Source organism: Micromonospora sp. NPDC048843 (genome assembly GCF_040649965.1).
In the GTDB taxonomy this organism is placed as follows: domain Bacteria; phylum Actinomycetota; class Actinomycetes; order Mycobacteriales; family Micromonosporaceae; genus Micromonospora; species Micromonospora hortensis.
Map to the genome: position 1 here is coordinate 1 of NZ_JBEZGJ010000014.1, position 24,306 is coordinate 24,306.

26 protein-coding genes are annotated in these 24,306 nt (G+C 69.9%); 12 read left to right on the forward strand and 14 right to left on the reverse strand.

The window, feature by feature from the left end; genetic code table 11:
• Positions 1 to 67: 67 nt before the first annotated feature.
• Together AB0C20_RS05585 and AB0C20_RS05590 are read right to left on the reverse strand one after the other, a co-directional pair.
• A complete protein-coding gene (locus AB0C20_RS05585) occupies positions 68 to 403 on the reverse strand; it encodes a hypothetical protein (RefSeq protein ID WP_091394339.1) in 336 nt (111 codons plus the stop codon).
• Between the two features lie 31 nt (positions 404 to 434).
• The gene (locus AB0C20_RS05590) at positions 435 to 779 is read right to left on the reverse strand and encodes a hypothetical protein (protein ID WP_145786311.1); all 345 of its coding nucleotides are present in this window, start codon (positions 777 to 779) and stop codon (positions 435 to 437) included.
• Between the two features lie 264 nt (positions 780 to 1,043).
• Between AB0C20_RS05590 and AB0C20_RS05595 the strand changes: the two genes are divergently transcribed.
• The 3 genes from AB0C20_RS05595 (at position 1,044) to otsB (ending at position 2,895) form a co-directional block, all read left to right on the forward strand.
• Positions 1,044 to 1,487 carry an XRE family transcriptional regulator gene (locus tag AB0C20_RS05595; protein WP_357188353.1) on the forward strand — a complete coding sequence of 148 codons (444 nt, stop codon included), beginning with the start codon at positions 1,044 to 1,046 and terminating at the stop codon, positions 1,485 to 1,487.
• Positions 1,488 to 1,649: 162 nt separating this feature from the next.
• Positions 1,650 to 2,003: a hypothetical protein gene (locus AB0C20_RS05600; protein WP_210784414.1), complete on the forward strand. Its 354-nt coding sequence runs from the start codon at positions 1,650 to 1,652 to the stop codon at positions 2,001 to 2,003.
• A 67-nt stretch (positions 2,004 to 2,070) separates the two neighbouring features.
• Entirely contained in the window at positions 2,071 to 2,895 is an 825-nt protein-coding gene (gene otsB, locus AB0C20_RS05605) for a trehalose-phosphatase (RefSeq protein WP_357567452.1), read from the forward strand.
• A 42-nt stretch (positions 2,896 to 2,937) separates the two neighbouring features.
• Here the strand turns inward: otsB and AB0C20_RS05610 are convergent, their stop codons facing one another.
• From AB0C20_RS05610 to AB0C20_RS05625, 4 genes are all read right to left on the reverse strand, one after another.
• A complete protein-coding gene (locus AB0C20_RS05610; RefSeq protein WP_091394347.1) occupies positions 2,938 to 3,708 on the reverse strand; it encodes an isoprenyl transferase in 771 nt (256 codons plus the stop codon).
• A gap of 31 nt (positions 3,709 to 3,739) precedes the next feature.
• Positions 3,740 to 4,882 (reverse strand): geranylgeranyl reductase family protein, encoded by a 1,143-nt coding sequence (locus tag AB0C20_RS05615; protein ID WP_210784416.1) that lies wholly within the window; start codon positions 4,880 to 4,882, stop codon positions 3,740 to 3,742.
• 260 nt (positions 4,883 to 5,142) lie between these two features.
• On the reverse strand, positions 5,143 to 6,000 hold the full coding sequence (locus AB0C20_RS05620; RefSeq protein WP_357567453.1) for a hypothetical protein: 858 nt from the start codon (positions 5,998 to 6,000) through the stop codon (positions 5,143 to 5,145).
• 37 nt (positions 6,001 to 6,037) lie between these two features.
• Positions 6,038 to 7,882 carry a phosphoenolpyruvate carboxykinase (GTP) gene (locus tag AB0C20_RS05625; protein ID WP_357188361.1) on the reverse strand — a complete coding sequence of 615 codons (1,845 nt, stop codon included), beginning with the start codon at positions 7,880 to 7,882 and terminating at the stop codon, positions 6,038 to 6,040.
• A gap of 427 nt (positions 7,883 to 8,309) precedes the next feature.
• Between AB0C20_RS05625 and AB0C20_RS05630 the strand changes: the two genes are divergently transcribed.
• The 3 genes from AB0C20_RS05630 to AB0C20_RS05640 all read left to right on the forward strand — a co-directional run bounded on the left by AB0C20_RS05630 (position 8,310) and on the right by AB0C20_RS05640 (position 10,297).
• On the forward strand, positions 8,310 to 8,858 hold the full coding sequence (locus AB0C20_RS05630) for a GtrA family protein (RefSeq protein ID WP_357567454.1): 549 nt from the start codon (positions 8,310 to 8,312) through the stop codon (positions 8,856 to 8,858).
• A gap of 63 nt (positions 8,859 to 8,921) precedes the next feature.
• A complete protein-coding gene (locus AB0C20_RS05635; RefSeq protein ID WP_357567467.1) occupies positions 8,922 to 9,629 on the forward strand; it encodes a GtrA family protein in 708 nt (235 codons plus the stop codon).
• Positions 9,626 to 10,297 carry a MaoC/PaaZ C-terminal domain-containing protein gene (locus AB0C20_RS05640; RefSeq protein WP_357188364.1) on the forward strand — a complete coding sequence of 224 codons (672 nt, stop codon included), beginning with the start codon at positions 9,626 to 9,628 and terminating at the stop codon, positions 10,295 to 10,297. The genes AB0C20_RS05635 and AB0C20_RS05640 overlap by 4 nt, the downstream gene beginning before the upstream one ends.
• A gap of 43 nt (positions 10,298 to 10,340) precedes the next feature.
• Here the strand turns inward: AB0C20_RS05640 and AB0C20_RS05645 are convergent, their stop codons facing one another.
• Both AB0C20_RS05645 and AB0C20_RS05650 read right to left on the reverse strand, forming a co-directional pair.
• A complete protein-coding gene (locus tag AB0C20_RS05645; protein ID WP_238684429.1) occupies positions 10,341 to 10,913 on the reverse strand; it encodes a PH domain-containing protein in 573 nt (190 codons plus the stop codon).
• 108 nt (positions 10,914 to 11,021) lie between these two features.
• Positions 11,022 to 11,897, reverse strand: a complete 876-nt coding sequence (locus tag AB0C20_RS05650) for a biotin--[acetyl-CoA-carboxylase] ligase (protein ID WP_357188366.1) — start codon at positions 11,895 to 11,897, stop codon at positions 11,022 to 11,024.
• A gap of 84 nt (positions 11,898 to 11,981) precedes the next feature.
• Here AB0C20_RS05650 and AB0C20_RS05655 point away from each other — a divergent pair, with 84 nt between their 5' ends.
• A complete protein-coding gene (locus AB0C20_RS05655; RefSeq protein ID WP_357567455.1) occupies positions 11,982 to 13,565 on the forward strand; it encodes an acyl-CoA carboxylase subunit beta in 1,584 nt (527 codons plus the stop codon).
• A 140-nt stretch (positions 13,566 to 13,705) separates the two neighbouring features.
• Here AB0C20_RS05655 and AB0C20_RS05660 read toward each other — a convergent pair whose 3' ends face one another.
• From AB0C20_RS05660 to AB0C20_RS05675, 4 genes are all read right to left on the reverse strand, one after another.
• Entirely contained in the window at positions 13,706 to 14,575 is an 870-nt protein-coding gene (locus tag AB0C20_RS05660) for a hypothetical protein (RefSeq protein WP_357567456.1), read from the reverse strand.
• Positions 14,568 to 15,068, reverse strand: a complete 501-nt coding sequence (locus tag AB0C20_RS05665) for a SigE family RNA polymerase sigma factor (protein ID WP_357188372.1) — start codon at positions 15,066 to 15,068, stop codon at positions 14,568 to 14,570. Before AB0C20_RS05665 ends, AB0C20_RS05660 begins: the two co-directional genes overlap by 8 nt.
• Positions 15,069 to 15,129: 61 nt before the next feature.
• Positions 15,130 to 16,113 (reverse strand): 2-dehydropantoate 2-reductase N-terminal domain-containing protein, encoded by a 984-nt coding sequence (locus AB0C20_RS05670; protein ID WP_357567457.1) that lies wholly within the window; start codon positions 16,111 to 16,113, stop codon positions 15,130 to 15,132.
• 161 nt (positions 16,114 to 16,274) lie between these two features.
• Positions 16,275 to 17,018, reverse strand: coding sequence for a M50 family metallopeptidase (locus tag AB0C20_RS05675; protein WP_357188375.1), 744 nt, complete (start codon positions 17,016 to 17,018; stop codon positions 16,275 to 16,277).
• Between the two features lie 101 nt (positions 17,019 to 17,119).
• Between AB0C20_RS05675 and AB0C20_RS05680 the strand changes: the two genes are divergently transcribed.
• Together AB0C20_RS05680 and AB0C20_RS05685 are read left to right on the forward strand one after the other, a co-directional pair.
• Positions 17,120 to 17,671 carry a Uma2 family endonuclease gene (locus AB0C20_RS05680; protein ID WP_357188377.1) on the forward strand — a complete coding sequence of 184 codons (552 nt, stop codon included), beginning with the start codon at positions 17,120 to 17,122 and terminating at the stop codon, positions 17,669 to 17,671.
• Between the two features lie 126 nt (positions 17,672 to 17,797).
• The gene (locus AB0C20_RS05685; protein WP_091394392.1) at positions 17,798 to 18,550 is read left to right on the forward strand and encodes a GH25 family lysozyme; all 753 of its coding nucleotides are present in this window, start codon (positions 17,798 to 17,800) and stop codon (positions 18,548 to 18,550) included.
• A gap of 84 nt (positions 18,551 to 18,634) precedes the next feature.
• Here the strand turns inward: AB0C20_RS05685 and AB0C20_RS05690 are convergent, their stop codons facing one another.
• Together AB0C20_RS05690 and AB0C20_RS05695 are read right to left on the reverse strand one after the other, a co-directional pair.
• On the reverse strand, positions 18,635 to 18,862 hold the full coding sequence (locus tag AB0C20_RS05690; RefSeq protein WP_238684435.1) for a hypothetical protein: 228 nt from the start codon (positions 18,860 to 18,862) through the stop codon (positions 18,635 to 18,637).
• Positions 18,863 to 18,927: 65 nt separating this feature from the next.
• Positions 18,928 to 20,940, reverse strand: a complete 2,013-nt coding sequence (locus AB0C20_RS05695; protein ID WP_357188380.1) for a serine/threonine-protein kinase — start codon at positions 20,938 to 20,940, stop codon at positions 18,928 to 18,930.
• Between the two features lie 90 nt (positions 20,941 to 21,030).
• Here AB0C20_RS05695 and AB0C20_RS05700 point away from each other — a divergent pair, with 90 nt between their 5' ends.
• The 3 genes from AB0C20_RS05700 (at position 21,031) to mycP (ending at position 24,306) form a co-directional block, all read left to right on the forward strand.
• Positions 21,031 to 21,225, forward strand: coding sequence for an acyl-CoA carboxylase subunit epsilon (locus tag AB0C20_RS05700; RefSeq protein WP_357188382.1), 195 nt, complete (start codon positions 21,031 to 21,033; stop codon positions 21,223 to 21,225).
• Between the two features lie 92 nt (positions 21,226 to 21,317).
• Positions 21,318 to 21,776 (forward strand): hypothetical protein, encoded by a 459-nt coding sequence (locus AB0C20_RS05705; protein WP_357567458.1) that lies wholly within the window; start codon positions 21,318 to 21,320, stop codon positions 21,774 to 21,776.
• Positions 21,777 to 23,259: 1,483 nt separating this feature from the next.
• The gene (gene mycP / locus AB0C20_RS05710) at positions 23,260 to 24,306 is read left to right on the forward strand and encodes a type VII secretion-associated serine protease mycosin (RefSeq protein ID WP_357567468.1); all 1,047 of its coding nucleotides are present in this window, start codon (positions 23,260 to 23,262) and stop codon (positions 24,304 to 24,306) included.

The following is a 24,306-nucleotide window of genomic DNA, read 5'->3' on the forward strand; positions in this document are numbered from 1 at the left end:
CGTTGACGTCCATGAATGCCCGTCCGGGCCCGGAGGGTCGCATGAAACGCTCCAGCGCCGACCGACCTCAACCGGTACGTCGGACGAGCGTGCCGGTCGGGTGCCGCCCGGTGATCGGGGCGGCCGGCGCGCTGAACGACGAGCCGGTGTACGTGGTGCCGGGGCGTTCGACAGCGCCGGCCGAGCGGACCACGCCCGCTGGTGAGACCGACAGGGCCGAGGCGATCGCCGCCTGGGCGTCCCGACGACGCCGGTTCCAGGCGCCTCGGTCACCGTCGAAGTAGCCCTGCCGGTAACCGAAGCGGTAGCCGATGCGGTAGCTGAGCTGCCCGTGCAGCCGGCCTGCCGCGTAACTGGTGGCACCGAGCACCAGGACGAGGAACACCGCGAGAAACGGGCTCATCGGGCAGCTCCGGCCCAGCCGGGACGCCAGGTCATCGCTCCTCCGGCTCGATCGTGGTGGGGTCGGCGACGAGCAGCCGGTCCAGGTCGTCGGTGCTGACCTCCTCGACCAGCTCGACGCTGATCCGGCAGCCGTCCAGCACGACTTCGGCCACCGAGGAGCGGCGGATCTCGCCGCCGGCGTCGTAGACCCGGACGCTCAGCTCCGGGCAGCCGAGATGGGTACGCCAGGCGTTCCACTCGGTACGATCGCCGACGCTCAGCGACAGGTAGCGGCAGCCTCGGGCGAGGTAGAGCCGCCAGGGGGCGGTCAGCCCTGCGGCGACCCCCTCGGCGATCAGCCCGAAGGCCTGGGCGCGGGTGGCGAGCTCGGTCACCACGACCCCCTGGCACCGGGGGCGTGACGCACGCGAGCACCAATCGTCTCATGCACGTGACACACCGTAGATTGTCCCATGGGCGTGACAGTATCAGCTTTTCGTCCGCTTACGTTTGCCACTACGTTCATCTATTCTGCCCGCGTGACACCCCTCAACAGTGGCACTGACTCGTTTACCGGAAACCCGAACCTCTCGTCACGTCCGCGTGACAGTGGCGAGCCGGGGCGCGCACTCGCAGCCGGCTGGCCTTACCGTCACGGAGTGACCGAGACGGCCAATGCGCGGAAGATCGCCTTCGCCACCTTCGTCCGACGGGCTCTGGACGAGGCGCGGGCGACCCGAGCCTGGAGCGGCACCGAGGTGTCCCGGCGCACCGGCGTCTCCCGGCAGACCATCAACCGCTGGGTCCGGGGGGACTGGGCCAGCGACCCGGAGGCCGAGCGGGTGGTCGCCTTCTGCGAGGGCCTGGGGGTGAACCCGGCCGCGGCCTTCGCCGCGCTCGGCTGGGACCGCGCCGCGGCCGGCCCCCGCGCCGGCCAGGCCGCCCCTCCGATGGACCCCGACGTGGAGGCGCTGCTGCGCCGCCTGGTCGACCCTCAGGTGTCGGACGCGGAGAAGTTCCACATCCGGGAAACCATCAGATACCTCGCATACCGCCCAACGTTGCCGGTCGATGTCCGAAAAAGGGGCAATCAGGCAGGCTAGTTCCTCAGATAGCGAAAGAACGCCTGGTCAGGTTCATTCGTTTGCCTCCGGGGCTGGAACGGGCACGCTAGCGTCCCTATTCGTACTGCTTGGGCTCGTCATCGGCGGGGGGACGGGACAAGGCCGAACCCAGCCCTGCGGGACAGAAGGAGGGGTCTGTCCATGACCCTGAAGTGGTTGGCAGTCGTGGTCGCAACGGTGTCGGTGACACTGTGGGCGACCGGCAACACGGTGACCCTCGCGGTCGACGGCGGGCAGCTGCCGCTGCTCGTCAACCTCTTTGCGCTCATCACCGCCGGCACCGCGGTCGTCCTGGCCGTCGTCGCCGAGCTGCACGAGCGTCTGAACAACCGAATCAGCGCGCTCACCGAGTTCCTGGTGGCACGGCTCAACGAGATCGACAACCACACCGGCGATCGCAACACCGGGTTCGTGGAGGGCTACCTGTTGAGCCATGGCCAGGAGGCGGCGGTGGTGCCGTTCGGCCGGCGCGGACGAGGAGCCGCCGAACGCTGATCCCGTACCGCTCAATAGGTCCGCTCGGCCAGGAATGAGCCTGGATCGCCGGGGTACGCTGACGCGCGTGCCGCCGTTGAATCTGGGCAATCAGCAGCCGAGAACTCCGTTGAACGCCGACCAGGCCTGGCGGATAACCGCCAGCCGGGCGGCCGGGACCGTGCTCTTCTTCGACTTCGACGGCACGCTCGCGCCCGTCGACGACGATCCGACAGCGGTACGCCCGGCACCCAAGGCGTTGGCCGCGATCGAGGCGCTCGCCCCGGTCGTGCAGCGGGTCGCGATCGTCTCCGCCCGACCCGTCGAGTTCCTTCGGGATCAACTCGGCGGGCTCGCTGGCGTGGACCTCTACGGCCTCTACGGGCTGGAGCACAGCCACTCCGGCGGCGAAACTGTCACCGAACCGGCAGCACTGCCCTGGGTGCCGACCATGGCGGAGTTGGCCGACCTGGCCCGGGCGGAACTGCCGCCCGGCACGCTCGTGGAGTACAAGCGGCTCTCGGTCGCGCTTCATTGGCGTACCGCCCCGCAACTCGGCGCGACAGTGCAGCAGTGGGGGCAGGCGCAGGCCGACCGTCTGGGGTTGCGCTCGCAGGCCGGGCGGATGGTGCTGGAGCTCAAGCCACCTGTCGACCGGGACAAGGGCATGGTGATCGGCGAGGCGATCAAGGGTGCCACCGGCGCCTGGTACTTCGGCGACGACGTCTCCGACATCAAGGCCTTCGCCGCGCTGCGCGCTCGCGCCGCCGCCGACCCGGACTTCCTCGGTGTCTGCGTGGCGGTGGCCAACCCGGAGACCGGCCAGGAGGTGGCCAACGCCGCCGACCTGACCATCGAGTCGCCGGCCGCCCTGGGCGACTTCCTCACCCAGGCACTGACCCACCTGCCCTGAACCGACCTGGCTCAGGCGGCGACCGACGGCGTCGCCGCCGGGTCAGGCGCCGTAACGGCGTTGTCTGGTGGCGTACGAACGCAGGGCCCGCAGAAAGTCGATGTGCCGGAAGTCCGGCCAGTTGAGCTCGCAGAAGTAGAACTCCGAGTGCGCGGACTGCCAGAGCATGAAACCGGACAGCCGCTGCTCACCGCTGGTGCGGATGACCAGGTCCGGGTCGGGCTGGCCCCGGGTGTAGAGGTGCTCGGCGATGTGCTCGACGTCCAGCACCTCGGCCAATTCCTCGATCGTGCCCCCGGTGGCGGCGTGCTCCAGCAACAGCGAACGGACCGCGTCGGTGATCTCCCGGCGGCCGCCGTAGCCCACCGCGATGTTGACCTCCGCGCCACCGGTGCGCTCGCGGGTGCGCTCCTCGGCGCCCTTGAGCGCCGCCGCGGTCTGCGCCGGCAGCAGGTCGAGCGCTCCGACGATGCGCAGTCGCCAGGGGTTGCCCTCCTCGGAGAGCTCCACCACGAGGTCCTCAATGATCTTGAGGAGCGGGTCCAGTTCGGCGGCCGGACGGCGCAGGTTGTCGGTGGCCAGCAGGTAGAGGGTCACGTGCCCGACGCCGGCCTGGTCACACCAGCCGAGGACATGCTTGATCTTCGCCGCGCCGACCCGGTGCCCGTCGTTCGGGTCGACGAAGCCCATCTCCCTGGCCCATCGGCGGTTGCCGTCGCACATCACCCCGACGTGCCGGGGCACCGGCTTACCGGCGAGCTTCGCCGTGAGCCGGCGCTCGTACACGGAGTAGATAAGGTTCCGCAGCGTCATCACCTAGCAGCGTAGCGACCCTTCAGCCAGTTCACTGCCTCGGAGCCCCATCCCCGCCGCCCAGACCGGCGCCGATCAGTGCGAGCGTACGAGCGGTGAGGCGTCCGTCACCCAGTCCCAACTCGACCACGTCGTAGAACACCCGGTCGTCCCGACGGGCGGCCCGGACCGCCGCGTCCACCACCCGGCGTCGCCGGGCCAACCAGGCCGCTACCGAACTGTGCCGCAGGTGGGTGCCGAGGCGGCGGCGCAACCCGTCGGCGTAACGACCAGCCGCGCCCTCGGGCGACCGGGCCGCCGCCGAGCCGGCGAGCGCGCCGGAGAGCAACGCGTAGAAGATGCCCTCCCCGGTGAACGGATTGATCAGCGACAGCGCGTCCCCGGCCAGCAGCGTGCGCCCTCGCCCCGGCGACGGCCGGTGAGTGGAGAGCGGCAGGTGATGCGCGCGCAACGCGGTCACGGTCGCCAAGTCGGTGCCGGGCAGCAGCGCGGCCAGCCGATCCAGCAGGTACGCGCGGCTCAACGGCTCGCCGCGCAGGACCTCCCCGTACCCGACGTTCGCCCGCCCGTCGCCGATCGGGAACGACCAGGCGTACGCCGGCCAGCGTGCCTTCGATGTGACGATGAGCTGCTCGGACGGGCCGGGCAGGGCCGGGGCGTACCCCCGGATGGCCAGCGCGAGGTGCCGGTCGGGATTCTGCGGATGGCCGAGCGCCCGACGCACCACCGAGCCGGCGCCGTCCGCGCCGATCACCACCCGGCCGGACACCTGCCCGTCGAGCACCACCCGGTCCGCGCGCGGCTCGACCTGGCGCACCGTGTGCCGGCGTAGCTGCGCGCCGGCGGCCACAGCGGCCGCCACCAGCCGCGCGTCGAAAACCTCCCGGGGCACCGTGTACGCGGGTCGGGGCAGCGCCCGAGCCACCGCACCACCACCCGGCGAGATCATGCGCAACGCCGGCAGCGGCGCGTAACCGGCCACCGCCTCGGTCACCCCCAGCTCGGCGAGCACGTCCACCGAGTGCGCGGCGATCCCGTCACCACACGCCTTGTCCCGGGGAAAATCGGCCCGGTCCAGCAGCAGCACGCTGGCACCGGCCCGGCGCGCCGTCAACGCGGCTGCCGCCCCGGCCGGCCCCGCCCCCACCACCACCACGTCGAACTCGTCGTCCACCGCGCGCCTCCCTCCGTTCGGTGGCGGCCCGCTCCTGCCCCGTCCGGCGATCCGCCAGTGCCCCGACGTCGACCACTGTGACCGACACCACCCGCCATCCTGCCCCGTACCGGCGCAGGCAGACCGACCGCGCGGCGCGCCAGCCGGCCCCACCCCGTCGATCATGGAGTTGTGCTGGTTCACAAAAGTGGCAAATCAATGTTCACCGGGCACCACAAGTCCATGATCGACGCGGGTGGGGGTGGGGTGGGGGGTGGGGGTTAGGCCGGGGCGTGGTCTTCGGTGCGGGCGGCGCGGCGCAGGCCATAGAGGGCCAGGCCGGCGGCGGCCAGGAGGGGGGCGCCGTCGCGGATCAGGCCGTCGACGCCCAGCAGCCACCAGCACAGCGGCAGGTCCACGGCGAGTACGGCCACGGTGACGACGACCAGCAGGCCACGCGCCCAGTCCTTGCCCCGCATCAGGAACGCCGTGCAGAACAGCACCGCGTAGCTGGCCGTGATGCCCGCGCCGAACCAGAACAGCACCGCCGGCACCGCTGTCAGTCGACCGTCCAGGATGGAACCTCCGGCCACCAGGGCCGGCACCAGCATCAGCGGGCTGTAGGTGAAGGCCGCCACCCGGCTGGTAGAGAACCAGGCACTGGCCTGTGGCCGGCGTGGAGGGGTTTCCCGCCAGGAGATGCCGTCCCGGTCGATGACGAGGCGTGGACGGTGCCGGACCAGGTGGCCGGCCAACGCCGACGAGCGGTAGAGCAGCCAGACCACCGCGACACAGAGCGCCGTGAGAATGGCGAAGCCGAGCAGGCCGGGCAGCGGCGGCACTCCCTGCCGGGGCACGATGAGCCGGCCGACCGCGAAGATCGTGGTGACCGCGAGGATCAGGCCGAACGGGCGGGCCACCGTACGACCCCGTCGCACGTGCCCGATCAGCAGCAGGAAGCCGAACGAGCGCAGCATGGCCCAGCCGGTCCGTACGGCCAGCCCGAATCCCTGCTCCGGGGCGTACCACCAGTTGAGCAGCTCGACCACGACGGTGGCCGCCGCCGTCGTCGCCAGCAGGGTGGTCAGCACCCGGACGGCGGACGGCCGCCGGACCTGGGTCTCGGCGGCCGTCCTCATGAAATCCGATGTTGCCCGCGAAGGGTCTCGTTCACACCTATCGCTGCGGCTGCGCGGCGTCCAGGCGGGCGCGCAGCGCGTCCAACTCGGCCCAGAGCACGCCGGGCAGCTTGTCACCGAACTTCTCGAACCACTCGGTGATCATCGGCAGCTCGTTGCGCCACTCGTCCGGGTCGACCTTCAGCGCGATCCGAACATCCTCCGGGGTCATGTCCAGGCCCTCGACGTCGAGGGCGTCCGGAGCGGGGACCATGCCGACCGGCGTCTCGACCGCGCCGGCAGTGCCCTCGATCCGCTCGACGACCCACTTGAGCACCCGGGAGTTCTCCCCGAAGCCCGGCCAGAGGAACGAGCCGTCCGGGTCCTTGCGGAACCAGTTGACGTAGTAGATCTTGGGCAGCTTCGCCTCGTCGCCGTCGGCGCCCTTGCCCATCTCGATCCAGTGCCGGAAGTAGTCACCGGCGTGGTAGCCGATGAACGGCAGCATCGCCATCGGATCCCGCCGGACCACGCCGACGGCGCCGGACGCGGCGGCGGTGGTCTCCGAGGAGAGCGTGGCGCCCATGTAGACGCCGTGCACCCAGTCGCGGGCCTCGGTCACCAGCGGGATGGTGTCCTTGCGGCGACCGCCGAAGAGGATCGCGTCGATCGGCACCCCGTTGGGGTCGAAGTACTCGTCGGCGAGGATCGGGCACTGGGTGATCGGGGTGCAGAACCGGCTGTTGGCGTGGGAGGACAGGCTGTCGCTCTCCGGCGTCCAGTCGTTGCCCTTCCAGTCGATCAGGTGTGCCGGCGGCTCGCCCATGCCCTCCCACCAGACGTCGCCGTCATCGGTGAGGCCGACGTTGGTGAAGACGGAGTTGCCCCGGTCCAGCGTGCGCATGGCGTTGGCGTTGGTCTTCCAGTCGGTGCCGGGCGCGACGCCGAACAGACCGTACTCGGGGTTGACGGCGTAGAGGCGGCCGTCCGGCCCGAACCGCATCCAGGCGATGTCGTCGCCGATGGTCTCGACCTTCCAGCCGGGAATCGTCGGCTCCACCATGGCGAGGTTGGTCTTGCCGCAGGCAGACGGGAACGCACCGGCGATGTGGTAGGTCTTACCCTCCGGCGAAGTGATCTTGAGGATCAGCATGTGCTCGGCGAGCCAGCCCTCGTCCCGGCCCATCACGCTGGCGATCCGCAGCGAGTAGCACTTCTTGCCGAGCAGCGAGTTGCCGCCGTAACCCGAGCCGTACGACCAGATCTCCCGGCTCTCCGGGAAGTGCGAGATGTACTTGGTGTCGTTGCACGGCCAGGCGACATCCTGCTGGCCGGGGGCGAGCGGGGCGCCGATCGAGTGCAGGGCGTGCACGAAGTCCGCGTCGTTGCCCATGGCCTCGAGGACCCGGGTGCCCATCCGCGTCATGATGCGCATCGAGGCGACCACGTAGGGGCTGTCGGTGACCTCGACACCGAACATCGGGGACTCGGCCTCGACCGGCCCCATGACGAACGGGATGACGTACATGGTGCGACCGCGCATGGAGCCCCGGTACAGGTCCGTCATCGTCCGCTTCATCTCGGCCGGCGCCATCCAGTTGTTGGTGGGGCCAGCGTCCGCCTCGTCGACGGAACAGATGTAGGTGCGCTCCTCGACCCGGGCGACATCCGTCGGGTCGGTGCGCGCGTAGAACGAGTTGGGCTTCTTCTCCGGGTTGAGCCGGATCAGGGTTCCGGCCTCGACCAGCTCATCGGTGAGGCGGCGCCACTCCTCGTCGGACCCGTCCACCCAGACGACACGGTCGGGGGTGGTCAGTTCCGCGACCTCACGGACCCAGGCGAGCAGTTTCGGATGGGACGTCGGGGCCTGATCAATACCCCGCACAACAGCCGGAGCAACCATGACACATCTCCTTGTGGTCGACGCTGACCGATCTATGGGATGCACGAGACTCAGCGGCGCGATGCGTCGCCTTCGTGGAAACCTGGGATTGGCCTCAGCGTAAACCGGGCAGCCTTCCGAGTCAGTGGGACAGGTTGTGAAGAACTGCACAAGCTACGGCCTCGCTGCGGCATCACGAGCTGATACCCGCTTTCCCGCGCAGTTTCACGCAAATCTTGTTGTGCACCCCGGCGGACGCTTGTTGCGGTCGGGCCGTGGACCTGCCCCGCCGACCGGTGCGGTGATTCCCGTTCCGCGGCGGCTCAGTCCTCCGAATTGGCTACGCTCTGTGCAGCGGTTACGTACGCGGCGCTGGGCCCCTCCGGGAGACCACGCCCGCTTGCCGTTGCTACCCCTCCGACTGGCCGGCAGCCGGTAGGCTCCCTCCGTGGCCGCCACGATGACCGGGGAACAACCGGGTCCCCGGCAGACCCGAGGGGGTCTCGTCGGCTTACTCCTCGACCGCTTCGGTCATCTCATCCGCGAGATGGGCAAGTTCGCCACAGTGGGTGGTTTCGCCTTCCTCGTCGACTTCGCGCTCTTCAACTACCTGACGAGCAAGCACGGCGTCGAAGAGCTGACGGCGAAGACGATCTCCACGGTGATCGCTGCGTCCGTCGCCTTCGTGGGCAACCGGTTCTGGACGTGGCGGCACCGCCAGCGCAACAACGCGGCGCGCGAGTACGCGCTCTTCTTCTTCTTCAACGCCGTCGGTCTCGGCATCACCGTGGCCTGCCTCGCGCTCAGCCGCTACGGGCTCGGAGCCATCTGGCCGGCCGTGTTCCAGACGCGCCTGGCGGACAATCTGGCCAGCTACATCGTCGGCACGGGGTTCGCCACGCTGTTTCGATTCTGGTCGTACCGGCGGTTCGTCTTCGTCGAAGCGGGAACCCCGACCCTTCCGCAGGTGGATCCCGACCGTGACCACAGGGCGTGACCTGCCGCCCACCTCGTTCGGCCGGTGATCGCCGGCCGCACCGACTGCCCTAAGGTGTTTCGCATGCGTCTTGTCCGCCTGCTGCCTGAGCGCTGGCAGAAGTTCATCCACGAGGCGCTCAAGTTCGGCATCGTCGGCGGCATCAACACCGTCATCAATTACGCGGTGTTCAATGCCCTTGCACTGACCGTTTTCGTCAATGGTCAGTTGAAGGCGACAGTGATCGCGACGATCGTCGCCACCATCACGTCGTACCTCATGAATCGGCACTGGACGTACCGCGATCGCCCGAAATCGGCGCTTCGCCGGGAATATCTGCTTTTCTTCCTATTCAACGGTGCTGGCCTGCTCATTGAGCTGGGTGCCGTGGCGGCGGCCAAGTACGGTCTCGGCGTACACGGCCTGCTGGCTCTGAATCTGGCCAAGACCGTCGGCGTCATGCTGGCCACGCTGTTCCGGTTCTGGTCGTACCGCACCTTCGTCTTCCAACCCGTCGCACCGGCCGAGGACGAGGCCGCGAAGCCCGACTCCACCTGGCACGACATTCCGCGCGACGAGTGGGACACGATGGCGGAGATGGACCCGGTCGCCGAGTTGGCGGAGTCGGTGTCCGAGCTGGAGGAGGCGGAGTCCGCGCAACGGCGCGACTCCCCAGCCGGCGCACCGGCTCAGAGCCGGCTCCCGCGGCTGAGCGTCAGCCCCGCCGTCGACCTGGACGCGGAACTCGCCGCGGAGCTGCACGTCAGCACCCGTCGCGCGCCCCGCCGGTGACGACACCCGACGCCCGCTCCGGCACGGGGCGACCGGCCGAGCTGTTCTTCGAGGATCTCGTCCCGGGGCTCACCGTCGACCTCGGCGTGGTCACCGTGGACGCCGACGAGATGGTCGCCTTCGCCCGCCGTTTCGACCCGCAGTGGTACCACGTCGACAGCGACCTGGCCGCCGCGAGCCGGCACGGTGGTCTGATCGCCAGCGGCTTCTACACTGTCAGCCTGTTCATGCGCGCGTACGTCGACCACCTGCTGTCCCGGGCCGCCGCCGACGCGTCCCCCGGCCTGGAGGAGCTGCGTTGGCTCGCCCCGGTGCGGGCCGGCGACCGGCTCGCGGTCCGGGTGGACGTGATGGGCGCCCGGCCGTCGACTGCCCGCCCCGGGCTCGGCACCGTCAGTCTCACAGGCACCATGCTGCGCCTTGGCCCGGACGACCGGCCCGAGCAGGAGGTGCTGCGGACCCGCTTCCGCGGCTGGTTCGCCGTGCGACCGGTCGAGGCCGACCCCGCCGAAGCCGAAGCCACCGAAGCCGCACCGACCGACGCGGACCAGCCCGGGGTCGACCAGCCCGACCACGGCCCGACCGAGACGGACCCGTCCACCGTCGGGTCGTCCGTCGGCGACCCGACGGACAGCAGCGGCTCACCCGAGGCCCAGCGGCCCGACTGACCCGCCCCGACAGCGCGGCAGGGGCGGGTTCCAGCCGTCCGGTTCAGGTGGTGGTGTCGCGCAGCGGCTTGCCGTCCTGCATGTCGGCGAGCATGTCGCGCATCTCGCCATCACCCAGCGAGTGCTTGTCGTGCTGTGCCTCAACCAGCTCGTACAGGGTGGTCTGCACCCTTCCGACGTCCGGCACGTCGGCGAGCACCGACTGGCCGCGCTCACCTGCCGACTCGATGGTGAGCGTCCCGCAGCCGAGCAGACGCTCGACGAACCGCTGATTCATCGAGTGGTCGTTGACCCGGGCGAGCGGAAGGTCCCGCCGGTCCCGGGAGAACACACCCTGCTGGAGCAGGACTCGCTCGTTCGTGAACAGGTAGTGGGTGGTGCGCCAGACCAGGAACGGCCACAGGCCGAGCCAGAGCACCGCGACCAGGGCGATCGCCCCGATCACGGCCAGCGCGATCGAACCGCCGCCACTCTCGGGCAACAGGAGCACGCCGACCACCACCGCGGCGATGGCCAGCACCAGCACCGCGATCGGCCGGATCAACGCCTTCCAGTGCGGATGCAGGTGCAGCACGACGTGCTCGTCCTCGGTGAGCACGTCTTCAGGAAACGCCACGGGAACCTCCAACGCGATTTTCTAGACGCGCAGACGGTAAACCCCCCAAGCCCCACCACGACATCCGCCGCGCGGGCCCACTCGGGCTCTTCGTGATCTTGCCCGTCCTCAGCGGAGGTGCAGGACGTCGCCGGCAGCCAGGGTCCGGGCGCCGGTCGACGTGGTGACCATCAGTTGGCCGTCCGGGTCCACCCCGGTGGCGGTGCCGGTCAGGGACTCACCGTTGGGGAGCAGGACGCGTACCTCGCGCCCGATCGTCGCGCAGGCCGCCAGGTAGGCGTCGCGCAGACCGCTGGCCACCGCGTCGCCGCCCGCCGAACGCCAACGGTCGTACCAGTCGGCGACCGAGCGCAACAGCGCCCGCAGCAGCGGATCCCGGTCGGTGGCCACAGCGCCGGCCAGTTGGAGCGAGGTGGCCGGCAGCCCGGTCGGGTTCACCGGCAGCTCGTCGGCGCGCAACGTCACGTTGAGCCCGATGCCCAGCACGATCGCCGGCGGTTGGTCCGGCACACGTCCGGGCACCGCCTCGGCCAGCACACCCGCGCACTTCGCGTCGTCGATCAGCAGGTCGTTCGGCCATTTGAGGGCGGCTTCCAGCTCGGCCAGCCGGGCCACCGCCTCGACCAGCGCCACGCCGGCCAGCAACGGCAGCCACCCGTACCCAGTGGGTGACGCCGGTAGCCAGCCGCGGTCCGGCACTGCCTCGCCGGGCCGCAGCAGGACGCTCGTCGCGATGCCGGCCCGCGCCGGCGACTGCCAGATCCGACCGCGCCGGCCGCGCCCTTCGGTCTGCCGCTCGGCGACCACTACCAGGCCCTCGGGCTCGTCGGCCCGGGCCGCCTCGGCCACGTCGGCGTTCGTGGAGCCGGTCTCGGCACGCAGCTCCAGCCGGGCCCACGGCCCGTTCGGCGCTGTCAACGCGCGGCGCAGCCGGGCCGCCGACAGCGGCGGCCGGTCCAGATCGGTGTACGGGGAGCCCGACATTCCGCCAGCCTACGGCGGTGCTCCGGTCGACACTGAGGCGTACTGCACAGCGGCACCCACCTGAACCATCGTTATATTCCCTGGGTGACTACCGAGACCGGGACCAACATGCACAGCACCGCGGGCAAGCTGGCGGACCTGGAGCGCCGGGTCGACGAGGCGGTGCACGCCGGGTCGGCCCGCGCCGTGGAGAAGCAGCACGCGCGCGGCAAGAAGACCGCCCGCGAGCGGATCGAGATGCTGCTCGACGAGGGCTCCTTCGTCGAACTCGACGAGCTGGCCCGGCACCGGTCCACGGCCTTCGGGCTGGAGCGAAACCGCCCGTACGGCGACGGTGTGGTCACCGGCTACGGCACGGTCGACGGCCGGCAGGTGTGCGTCTTCGCGCAGGACTTCACCGTCTTCGGTGGCTCGCTCGGCGAGGTCTTCGGCGAGAAGATCGTCAAGGTGATGGACCTGGCCATGAAGATCGGCTGCCCGGTGGTCGGCATCAACGACTCCGGCGGCGCGCGCATCCAGGAGGGCGTCGTCTCGCTCGGTCTCTACGGCGAGATCTTCTTCCGCAACGTGCGGGCCTCCGGCGTCATCCCGCAGATCTCACTGGTGATGGGCCCCTGTGCCGGCGGCGCCGTCTACTCCCCGGCGGTCACCGACTTCACGGTGATGGTCGACCAGACCTCGCACATGTTCATCACCGGCCCCGACGTGATCAAGACGGTGACGGGCGAGGACGTCGGCATGGAGGAGCTGGGCGGCGCGCGTACGCACAACACCCGCAGCGGCAACGCGCACTACCTCGCCAGTGACGAGGAGGACGCTGTCGACTACGTCAAGGCGCTGCTGTCGTACCTGCCGTCGAACAACCTGGACGAGCCGGTAGTCGTCGACGCCCCCGCTTCGCTTGAGGTCACCGACGAGGACCGGGAGTTGGACACCCTGATCCCGGACTCGGCCAACCAGCCGTACGACATCCACACGGTGATCGAGCAGGTCCTCGACGACGGGGAGTTCCTCGAGGTCCAGCCGCTCTACGCGCAGAACATCGTGGTCGGCTACGGCCGGGTCGAGGGGCGACCGGTCGGTGTGGTGGCCAACCAGCCGATGCACTTCGCCGGCACCCTGGACATCGCCGCCTCGGAGAAGGCCGCACGCTTCGTTCGCACCTGCGACGCGTTCAACATCCCGGTACTGACCTTCGTGGACGTGCCCGGCTTCCTGCCCGGCACCGGTCAGGAGTGGGACGGCATCATCCGCCGGGGCGCGAAGCTCATCTACGCGTACGCCGAGGCGACCGTCCCGAAGGTCACGGTGATCACCCGCAAGGCGTACGGCGGGGCGTACGACGTGATGGGCTCAAAGCACCTCGGCGCGGACCTGAACTTCGCCTGGCCGACAGCGCAGATCGCGGTGATGGGCGCGCAGGGCGCTGTGAACATCCTCTACCGCTCCGAGCTGGCCGGCGCCGAGGACCCGGCGGCGGTCCGGGCCGAGAAGATCGCCGAGTACGAGGACACCCTGGCCAACCCATACGTGGCCGCCGAGCGCGGGTACATCGACTCGGTGATCGCTCCGCACGAGACGCGCACCCAGATCGTCCGGGCGCTGCGCGTCCTGCGGACCAAGCGGGAAACCCTGCCGCCGAAGAAGCACGGCAACATCCCGCTCTGAGCCTTTGTGGCGGCCCCTGCGGCCCCTGATCCGCGCAACTTCAGCGTTGTTGCTGCCTCCGGGCGCCGGGAGGCACCAACATCCCTGATGTTGCGCGGATCATCGCCGCATGTTGCTCGGGTCGAGCGCCTCGGTTGGGGTCAGCAGGCCGGGTTGGCGGCGGCGCACATCCGGGCTGCCGCCGCCACGGCGAGCTGGTGGAGTTTCGCCTCGGTGCCGCCATCTGCAATGCGGAGCAGCGAGACAGTGTCACCGACCCGGACGATGGCCAGGAGGGTCGGCGGCGGTGCATTGCCGAACGTCTGCCCGGTCTGCACGTCCCGAGCAGCCGTGAACGTGTCCCGCAGGATGGCGGCGTCGTCCCCCGCGAAGCCCCGCTGCACCACCGCCCACCGGTGGATCACCTCCACGGTGTGGGTGCTGTCCACCGTCTCCGTGCCCGCCAACCCCCACTGCTCGACGCTTCGCCACTCGGCGCACGGCGCGACCAGGTCGTCCAGACTGGTGAAGAGCTGTCGAGCCGTCTGTGGTTCCAGCCTGAAGAGATCCTGCATGGCCAGGGCGTCGCCCGGCACCAGGACGCCCTGAGTGGCCTTCCGCATGAGGGTCTGTGAACGGGACAGGATGGACATCTGCCAGCCGTCCGATTGCCCCTGGCTCGTCCGGCAACGGCCGAGCGTATCGTCCAGCCGGACCGGCTCGCCCAGACCTGCCTGGCTGAGCTGCACGTAAACCGGCTCCGGCAGGTCGGCCGGCTGCAGCAGGGCGTCGGTGGTGATCTCGTGCCGGGTGGGCGAGGCGGAGGCTGCCGGCTGAACCAATGGCGGGGACGTCCTCGGCGCGGCGACCGCCACGGCGGAAACCCCGGCGAGGGCCAGCACGACGGTGGCCACCACGACCTTGCGCTGGCTGCGGCGGCGGGCCCGGGAGCGGATCTCCTCCGGGCCGAGCCAGCGCACGTCGAGCAGGTCCCGCCGGACGTGTTCGACGAAGGTCGGTTCGTCACGCATCGGTGGCCTCCTCCAGGTCAGAGACGGCGAGCAGACCGGCGAGCGCGGCGCGCCCCCGGGAGAGTCGAGCCTTGACCGTGCCCACCGGGGCCGCGGTCTCCCGCGCGACCTCGGCGACCGGCATGCCGACCAGGTAGTACAGGGCGATGGCGACGCGTTGCTCCTCGGGTAGCAGACGCAGCGCGGCGACCACATCGACGGTGTCGGTGCCCGGGCCGGGAACGGTCTCGACGGCCCCGTGTCGCAGGTACGCGCGAGCACGACTGCGCAGGCTGCGCCACCGGCTGACCGCGATGCGGCTGGCCACGACCCGCACCCACGCCTCCGGTTCGTCGTACCGGCTCACCGTCGACCAGCGCTGCCACGCCCGGACGTACGCCTCCTGCACCGCGTCCTGCGCCTCACCCCGATCGCCGGTGAGGGCGTAGACGAACCCGAGGAGTCGTTGCCGACTCCCCTGGTAGAACTCGTCGAACCCGTCGACGTCCGGCACCCGCTACCTCCCCGTGTCGGTCGCTGGGAACACGCACCGGCAAGGGCCGTTGGTTGCCCGGTCAGGCGATCGACTTTTCCAGCTCGCTGAGCGGGAACGCGCCGGCCCCGATCCGCTCTCGGACCGCCCTGCGTACGGCCCGCTGCACTGCGACGTTGACCGGCGTCCGTACGGCGTGCAGCCGGCCGAGCAACGCGATCTCACCGTTGAGGTGGTCGACCTCGGTCGAGCCGGTGCCCCGGGCCAGGCTCTGCCAGGTGGAGCCGCCGGAACGGGCCTCGCCGTCGACCGGGCGTTGCCCGACCAGGTCGCCGCGTTCGGCTTTCTCCTCCTCGGGCGAGGTGTGTGCGATGCCGGCGGCGGCGAGCGCGGCGACGCCCTCGGCGCGTACCCGCTCGACCAGCGCGTCCGGGATGTCCTGGCCGAGCAACGCCTGTAGGCCGTTACCGAGGTTGCTGAGCAGCTTGCCGTACTTCCAGCGCAGCACGTCGGTGCGGACCGGGGCGACGAAACCGGCGGCGGTCAGGTCGGCGGCGATCGCCCGGTCGGTGCCGTCGGCGCCCCCGGGGTACCGCCCGATGTGGAGCATCCCCGGATGCGGGTACCCGTTGGCGACCACCACACCCGGTTCCAGGTGGGTGGCCGGCAGCCAGACGCAGACCGGGTGCACGTCGGCGAAGAGGCGCAGCGCGGCCCGCTCGTTGGCCACCCCGTTCTGCGCTGTCACCAGCGGCAGACGCTCGCCCGCAGTGCCGCCGCCGACCACCGGCGCGTCCACCCAGGCGGCAAGCGCGCCGGCGGTGTCCTGCGACTTCACGGTGAGGATCAGCACGGTGTCCGCCGGCAGAGGCTGGTGGGTGGGCCGGTCCACTGCCGCGAGCCGGGCGGTGACCTCACCGTCGGGCTGCCGCACTGTCAGACCCCGCGCACGGATCGCGTCCAGGTGGGCGCCGCGGGCCACCAGTGTCACGTCCCGGCCGGCCTGGGCCAGCCGTACGCCGATGGTCCCGCCGACAGCACCCGCGCCGATGATCACGTATCGCATGGCCCCATTCTGCCCGCCCGCGCCTCTCCAGCCCGTGCCCCTCCGCCACCCCTTCCCCCGCCGATCATGGAGTTGTGGTGCCTGACTGCGGGGGTATTGCGGCTTTCGCGCCCCACCACAACTCCTTGATCGACCCGGGCGGAGGCGGGGTTGAGGCGGGGTTAGAGCGTCAGGCCGGCGCTTGCGAGCATCGGGCCGGTTAGCAGCAGGGCGCCGGCGATCAGGGCCGCCAGGTTGACGAGGGCGAAGACGCCAACCCAGAAGAGCGGCGGGAACGGGGTGAGCCCGGCCAACTGGTCGGCGTCGGAGGCGGGCATCCGACCCCGCGAACGCTGCCGTTGCAGCTCGACTACCGGCCGCACCCCACCGAGCAGCAGGAACCACACCCCGGCGTACGCGAAAGCGGCCTGGACCTGCGGCGTCGCGTACCACGAGACGGCGAACACCAGCGCCCCGGTGATCAGCAACGACACCACGCCGAAGACGTTTCGGATCATGACGAGCATGGCCAGCAGCAGCGCCACCGCCACCCAGAGCAGCAGGGTGATCCGGTTGCCGCCGAGCAGCCAGGCGCCGGCCAGCCCCACCAGCGGCGGCGCGACGTATCCGGCGAGCAGGGTGAGGATCATGCCCGGCCCGGTGGGACGGCCGGCGGAGAGCGTCAGCCCGGACGTGTCCGAGTGCAACCGGATGCCGTGCAGCTTGCGGCCGGTGAGCAGGGCGATCAGGGCGTGCCCGCCCTCGTGCGCGATGGTGACGGCGTTACGGGCGATCCGCCACGGCAGCCGGGTGGAGACCACCACCAGCGCTACGGCCCCGGTGATCAACACCAGCAGCGCGGGCGGGTCCGGCTGCGCGCCGAACAGCGTGTCCCACAGGTCGCCCAGCCCGTCGATCGACATCATGGGGCGCGAGCCTACCGGCGGCGTTCCGTGTCGCTCCCGAGGCACCGGCTCGTATCCTGTGAAACTGATCGGGTGGCGAGTGAAGCGGGAGGTGGACGCAGGTGAGCGCAGCCCCCCTGGAGCCGCACGTCGGCCTGTGGACCGAGGCCGACTACTTCGCCTTGGGCGAGACGCCTGACCGGATCGAGCTGCTCGACGGGAGCCTGCTGGTGAGCCCTGCACCGAGCCGACGGCACCAGCGGGTGTCGCGCCGGCTGGCGAACAGCATCGAGGCAGCAGCAGAGCCTCGCGGTCTCCTGGTCTATGACGCGATCAACGTCCGGCTCGGCGTCGACCGGGTCGTCATCCCGGATCTCGTCGTCACCGACGCCGACGACGACGGCACCTATCTCGACTCCGACCGAGTGTCTCTCGTCGGTGAGGTCGTCTCGCCGGGCAACGCCGCAGCCGACCGCCTGCTCAAGATGCAGCTCTACGCCATTGCGCGAATCCCCTGGTATCTGCTTGTCGAGCAGGATGGGGACGCTCACTCGTTGCGGCTGTTCCGGTTGGATGGTGAGCACTACGTCGAGGACCAGGTGGCCAAGCCCGGCGAGACGCTGACCGTCGTCGAGCCGTTCCGCTGGCAACTCGACCCGGCCACGCTGCGCTGATCCGTCCGGTCTCGGCCAGCGGTCCCGCATGGCGCGTCGATGAAGCTTTTTTCCGGTCACCCTTGTGATCTAGGGCACTTACCTCCAAAGATGAATGTCGATAGAGCGACGTCCTTGGAGGCACTCATGGCCCGTACCCGATCATCGCTGCGCCGCGCGCTCGCGGCCGGCCTCACCGTCCTCGCCACCGCGGCGGCGGCCCTGGTCGCGACCGCCGGACCGGCGGCCGCCGCCACCACACCCGGTGTCGACGTCTCCCGCTATCAGGGCACCATCAACTGGACCAGCGTCCGCAACGCGGGCATCCAGTTCGCCTTCATCAAGGCGACCGAGGGCACCAGCTACAAGGACCCGAACTTCAACGCCAACTACGTCAACTCGTACAACGCCGGGGTGATTCGCGGGGCGTACCACTTCGCCCGCCCGAACATCTCCGCCGGCTCGACCCAGGCCAACTACCTGGCCTCCAACGGCGGCGCCTGGTCCGCGGACAGCCGCACCCTGCCGGCCGCGCTGGACATCGAGGGCAACCCGTACGCCGGCGGCTACTGCTACGGGCTCAGCACGACCGGGATGCGCAACTGGGTGCAGGACTTCCTGAACACCTACCGCTCCCGCACCGGCCGGTACGCGGTCATCTACACCACCACGAGCTGGTGGAACCAGTGCACCGGCAGTTGGACCGGCCCGTGGGCGAACCACCCGCTCTGGCTGGCCCGCTGGTCGAGCACGCCCGGGGCCCTGCCGGCCGGCGCGTCGGTGTGGAGCTTCTGGCAGTACACCAGCACCGGCGCGGTCTCCGGGATCAGCGGCAACGTGGACCGCAACTACTGGAACGGCGACCGGAGCCGCCTGATCGCGTTGGCCAACAACACCTGACCGGGCCGTTGGCGGCAGCGGGATCGACGGTCACCATCACGGTCGACAATCGGTCCGGCTGCCGCCACACCACCGGGTACGGGGTCAAGCCCGCCGCCGGCTCAGGGCCGGCACCACAGCATCCTCACGAGCCAGCGCGCCCCGGCGGGTCAACCGCCAGGCAGCCACGCCAAAGCCGGCAACGATCGCGACGCCGAGCAGTGCGATGAGCACCGAAACCCCCGCGCTGACCAGCAGCAGGATCGCGTCGCCGAGCGCCACGAGCATCCACAGTGCCAGCCGGGGCCGAGCGTCCCTCCGTCGGTAACCCATGTCGTGCCTCCTTCCGTCGTCGAAGGTCAAGTACCCACGACGACGCAAGGTCATGCGAATGAGTTTCAGTCCTGACGGTCGGGCACGAAACCCTTGGCGATCCGGTCGAAGTTCGGCAGGTTGGCCTGCCAGTCCTTCTCCGCGATCTCCCACCGCAGGGCGTAACCGCGGTTCTTGGCCGTCACGAACCCCCGGTTGCGGACGTGGATCCGCTGCCCGTCCCGGGTCTCCAGCCACTCCCAGTCGCCGCAGGTCTTCCAGAAGTCGCAGCCCACGATGCTGAGTTTTTGGTAGTTGTTGACGCGGCTAGCGCGCCGCGGCTCCTGCTCCCGCCAGTCCGCGACCGCATCCTTCGCCGGCCTGTCGGTCCACTGCACCAGCAGCTCGCCCGGTCCGTTGGGATCCTCGAAGACGACAGTTTTGTCGGGGGGCGTGCTACGCACCCAACCGTCGGGGATCGGCAGGGCGAAGCCGAACGGGTCCCGGTGCAGCTTCCAGCCCGCCGGCAGCGCGTTCGGGTCGACCGAGGGGGTGGCCGACGGCGTCGCGCTGGGGGCACCGGTGGTGGGCGCCGGCGCGGCGGAGGTCGGCGCGGGCGCCGAGGTCGCGGCAGCGCTGGTCGGGTTGGCCTGCGGGGTCTTGTCGTCGTCAGTGGTCAGCATCGGCACGACCACCACGAGGCCGATCAGCAGCAGGGCGACAACGGCGCCGATCAGCAGGTTACGTCGGGTGTTGTTCGGCTTCGTGCCATCCGAGAGCGGCACCGCAGCGCGGCCGGCCGGACTCACCGGCGGCATGAGCGACGTCGGGGTGGTCGGCTTCCGCTGCTCCGGAGCCACCGGCGGGCCGTCGACAACGGTCGGCTCGTCGTCGACGTTCGTCGTACCGTCGCCGCTCGTGTCGGGTGCGGCCGTGACCTTCGCGGTCGGCTCGGCATCTACCGGCTCGACCTCGGACGGGCGGTCGATCGTGGCGGTCGGCTCCGCCGGTGCGGCTGCGGCCGGCTCGGTGGGCACCAGCGCGGTCGGGTCGGCGGCCGCGTCGGAAGAGACGACGGCCGTCGGCGTGGCATCGGCGGTGGGGGTCGCGGCGGCAGCGGAGGTGGCGGCCGAGGTGCTCGCGGCGGCGGCCGGCGGCGACACCGGCCGGTCGACACTCTCGGCCGGTCGCGGCGCCGGCACGTGCGGCGGGCGCGGCTCACGCGGGCCGTTCGGCCCAGGCCGGCGTACGCCATCAAGCAGGGAGATGCCGCGCGACCGCTTGCCCCCGGCGCGGCGCAGCAAGCGCTCCGCCACCTCGGCGGTGATCCGCTCGTTCGGGTCCTTGCGCAGCAGCCCGTTGAGGACGGCCTTGAGTGGGCCGGCGTTCTTCGGCGGCGGAATCGGCTCGGTGGCCAACGCGGCCAGGGTGCCGATCGCCGACGGCCGGGCGTACGGCGACTTGCCCTCGACCGCCGCGTAGAGCGTCGCGCCCAACGACCACAGGTCGGCCTCCGGACCGGCCGTGCCGTCCCGAGCCCGCTCCGGCGAGATGTACGCGGGTGAGCCGAGCACCATGCCGGTGCGGGTCACATTGGGGTCACCGGGGATCGTGGCGAGACCGAAATCGGTCAGCACCACCCGGCCGTCGTCGCCGAGCAACACGTTGCCGGGCTTCACGTCGCGGTGCATGACACCCGCCTTGTGCGCGGCGCTGAGCGCGCCCAGCACGCCCAGGCCGATCTCCACAGTGCGGGCCACCGACACCGGGCCGTCCTCGGCGAGAGTGTCCTGCAACGACTTCGACGCCACGTACTCCATGACGATCCACGGATCGCCGTCGGTGCGCAACACGTCGAAGATGCGGACGACGTTGGCGTGGTTGAGCCGGGCGATGGCCCGCGCCTCCCGCAACGAGCGCTCGCGCATCTCGCGGCGCTCCTCATCGGTGAGACCGGGCGGCGGCACCAACTCCTTGATGGCGACGTCCCGATGCAGCACCTCGTCGCGCGCCTTCCACACCCGGCCCATGCCGCCCTGGCCGAGCGGCGACAGAAGCCGGTATCGGTCAGCGACGAGTTGGGGAAGCGCGTTCGACATCGGTGAGACGGTACCCGGACCCGCTGACGCTCACACCGCCGGCACGCCACTGTGCGCTTCGGGTAACTTCGCGCCGCGTACCCTGGCGGCATGTCTGCCGAAGAGCCGCTGTTCCGGGTCGTCCGCGGCGTGCCCACCGCCGAGGAGTTGGCCGCTCTGGTGGGGGCGATCATCATCCGGCCCCGTCCGTCCGCCGCCCCCGTGCCGACGACCCCGTCCGCCTGGGCGCGCAGCGGTCGACCCGGGGGCTCCCGCGGGTGGCGCGCCGCCGGCCTGCCCCGATAACCCGAGACCTACCGGTACGGGGGGCTGTCAGGGTGGCGTTGAGCCGTTAACCTCACTCAGGGAAACGGTTCCGCTACGGGTAGGGAGGATCCATGATCCCCGAAGAGGACCGGCCAGCACCCTGGCTACGCGGTTACGGCGGCATCGAAGCCGACATCAGCCAGCTCAGAGAGTTCGCCGACCGGCTCGCCGCCGAGGTCGAGAGCAACTACGCGCCGCACCTGTCGTACATCGCCGAAGACATGTCCGCGAAGCTGCCCAACCCCTGCGACGCCTTCATCGAGCTGGTCACCTTCCTGCACGCTCACCACGAGACGCAGCAGGCCACCGCCGACATGGTGTACGCCGTCCGAGGCGCCACCGGCCACCTGGCCGCCGCCGCCGACCAGGTCGCCACCCACTACGCCGACAGCGACGCCTTCACCGCCGCCCGAGTGATCGACGTGCAACGAGCCCTCGCCAACCCGGCCAGCGTCCTCCCCGGCGGCCCGACGCCAACCCTGACCGACCCGACCAGCCCCGACGCCGCAGGACCGGTGGTGCTGCCGTGATCGAACGGGGCACCGGCCGCACCTCCGGCCTCACCGACTGGCAGCTCATGGACGTCAACAGCATGTGGGCCTGCCTCCAGGACCACGACACCGCCAACCACTGGAAACAGGTAGCCGGCTGGCGCAAGGTCTGCGACCTGGCGCAAATCCACCTCGGTCGCCTCCAGCAGTACCGACGCGGACTCGCCGAGGCGTGGCCCCCCGAAACCAGCGCCGCCTCCCGCACGTACCTTGCCGAACTCGACGAACTCATCGACAAGGTCCAGCGCACCCACGACGCCGCCGCCGCGAACTACACCGCGCTGTCCGCCGCGACCCAGGCCATCGGCACCACCCGCGGCGCACTCCGCAAGATCTACGAGGAGTACGCGACCAAGTTCCAGCAGAAGCAGGCGTACGAGTCGATGGTCGCCGACCCGAAAGCGGTGATGGGCAACCGGGCTGCCACGCCGCCCGTTGCTGATGGTGAGTTGGAACGACTCAACGTGCAGGCCCGATCCATGATGTTCACCCTGAGCGGCGAACTCCAACAAGCCCAAGCAACCCTCCAAAAACCACCCGTGGCGCCTAAGGCAAACCCCGGGATCGATCAGAGTGAGACGAATGTTTACGGCGGAACCTCCGCCGCCCCTGCAATTCCTCCAGTAATAGCGGTGCCTCTCCCAAAATCCCCTACAACTCGCCCAAGGGCTTCCGCAGGTCAATCCTGGCCAATAACAAGCCCTGGCGTCGGACCAGTTCTTGGCGGAGCAGGTAGCGTAATCGCTCCCGGCTCCACGACCCCAGTCCCGCCAATCGGAGCTACGCCGCCAGTAGTTTCCGGTTCAACACCTGGAGTCGGCGTGTCGCCCCTACCGCCTGCAAATTCCGCACGTGGTGATGCTGCTGAGGCATCGCGTTTGCGGCCCCCCTCTGCCAACCCCCCGGCCAACGCCACAGGCTCTGCTGGCAAACCTGCAGCGCAACCGCGTCCGATGCCTCCTGGCGGCCTAATCGGCGGAGGGCCTGCGATGGGATTCGGGCCACCCGCAGCCGGCGCCAGCGCACCCCGTCGAATTAATCCGGTGGGCGGTGTAATAGGTGGCGGCAGCGCCGGGACAGGGCCCACTGGCGGCGCAGGCTCTCGCCCTGGAGGCGGCCGAGGCTTGAATGCGATTCAGGGAACTCCTCCCTTCGGCTTCGGCTCCGGCCTCGGTCACAGCGCCGGTGGCGGAGCATCGCCGCGGCCCGGCTTTCGGCTAGATCCCGACGCGGAAAGGCGCCGCCGGGATCCTGACAACCCCTGGGCGACAGACGAAGGCGTAGCCCCAATCGTTCGACCACCGAACGATGAGGGCCCAACCGACCCCGGCCCGGCTATTGGCATAGACCGTTGACCCTGCGGCCCTTCAGAGCGCTGTTAGCCAGCCTTAGCCTCACCTTCACATTACTCCCAGCCCCGGCGTCATCTCAGAACAACCCTGGGCCAAAAGATGTCGAGCGGATACGCAAGGATCAGTGGCACCTGGAATATCTAAAGGCCGGCGAAGCTCAAAGGTTAAGCAAAGGCAAGGGCATAATGGTGGCCGTCCCAGACACCGGCGTCACACCGCACCCCGACCTTCGCGACAATCTCCTAACCGGCGCCGACATCGTCTTTCCCGACGGCGACGACGGCTGGCAGGACGGCAACAGCCATGGCACCGGAATGGCCGGTCTAATCGCCGCTCACGGACAGTCCGGAAATCTTGGCGCTCTTGGCATCGCCCCAGAAGCCAAGATCCTACCAATCCGAACCAGCCGAACAGATCAAGATGGCGACAGTGACAATCTTGCGTCCGGCATCGATTTTGCTGTCGCCAAAGGCGCTTCGGTCATCAGCATCTCTTCGGTCGCAGGGCCCAATAGTCGGCTAAAACGAGCCATTGAGATGGCAATGCAAGCGAATGTAGTCGTGGTTGCAGGGACAGGTAACCGACCTCGGGATGAATATGTTAGCTTTCCGGCAGCCTATCCGGGCGTGGTCGCTGTAGGCGGTATAGATCAAAGCGGGAGTCACGCCAGCTTTTCGGTATCTGGGCCGGAGATTGACGTGGTTGCGCCCGCCGTTGACATCTACAGCACGAGCATCGACGGCAAGTACCGCAAAGGCACCGGCACCTCTGACGCAACGGCGATCGTTGCGGGCGCGGCTGCGTTGATCCGGTCCAAGTACCCGTACCTGCCGGCCCGAGAGGTAGCGCACCGGCTCACGGCCACCGCCGTCGACAAGGGCCCTCCGGGGCGTGACGACGAGTACGGCTATGGAGTGATCGATCTTGTGGCGGCGCTGACGGCAGACGTACCGCCGCTGGGGTTTGAATCGGTGAGCGCTCCGGCCGGTGCTGGCCCGACGACGACGGCTGGCGCTCAGCCGGGTGATGCGAGCGGTAGCGCGACCGCGCGTGGGCTGGCCACGCTCGGGGTGCTCGTGGCTGCCGGGGTCGGGTGGGCCGTGATAGCGCGGCGACGCCGGCGTGGTGATGATCCACCACCCAGAATCAGTCGCTGA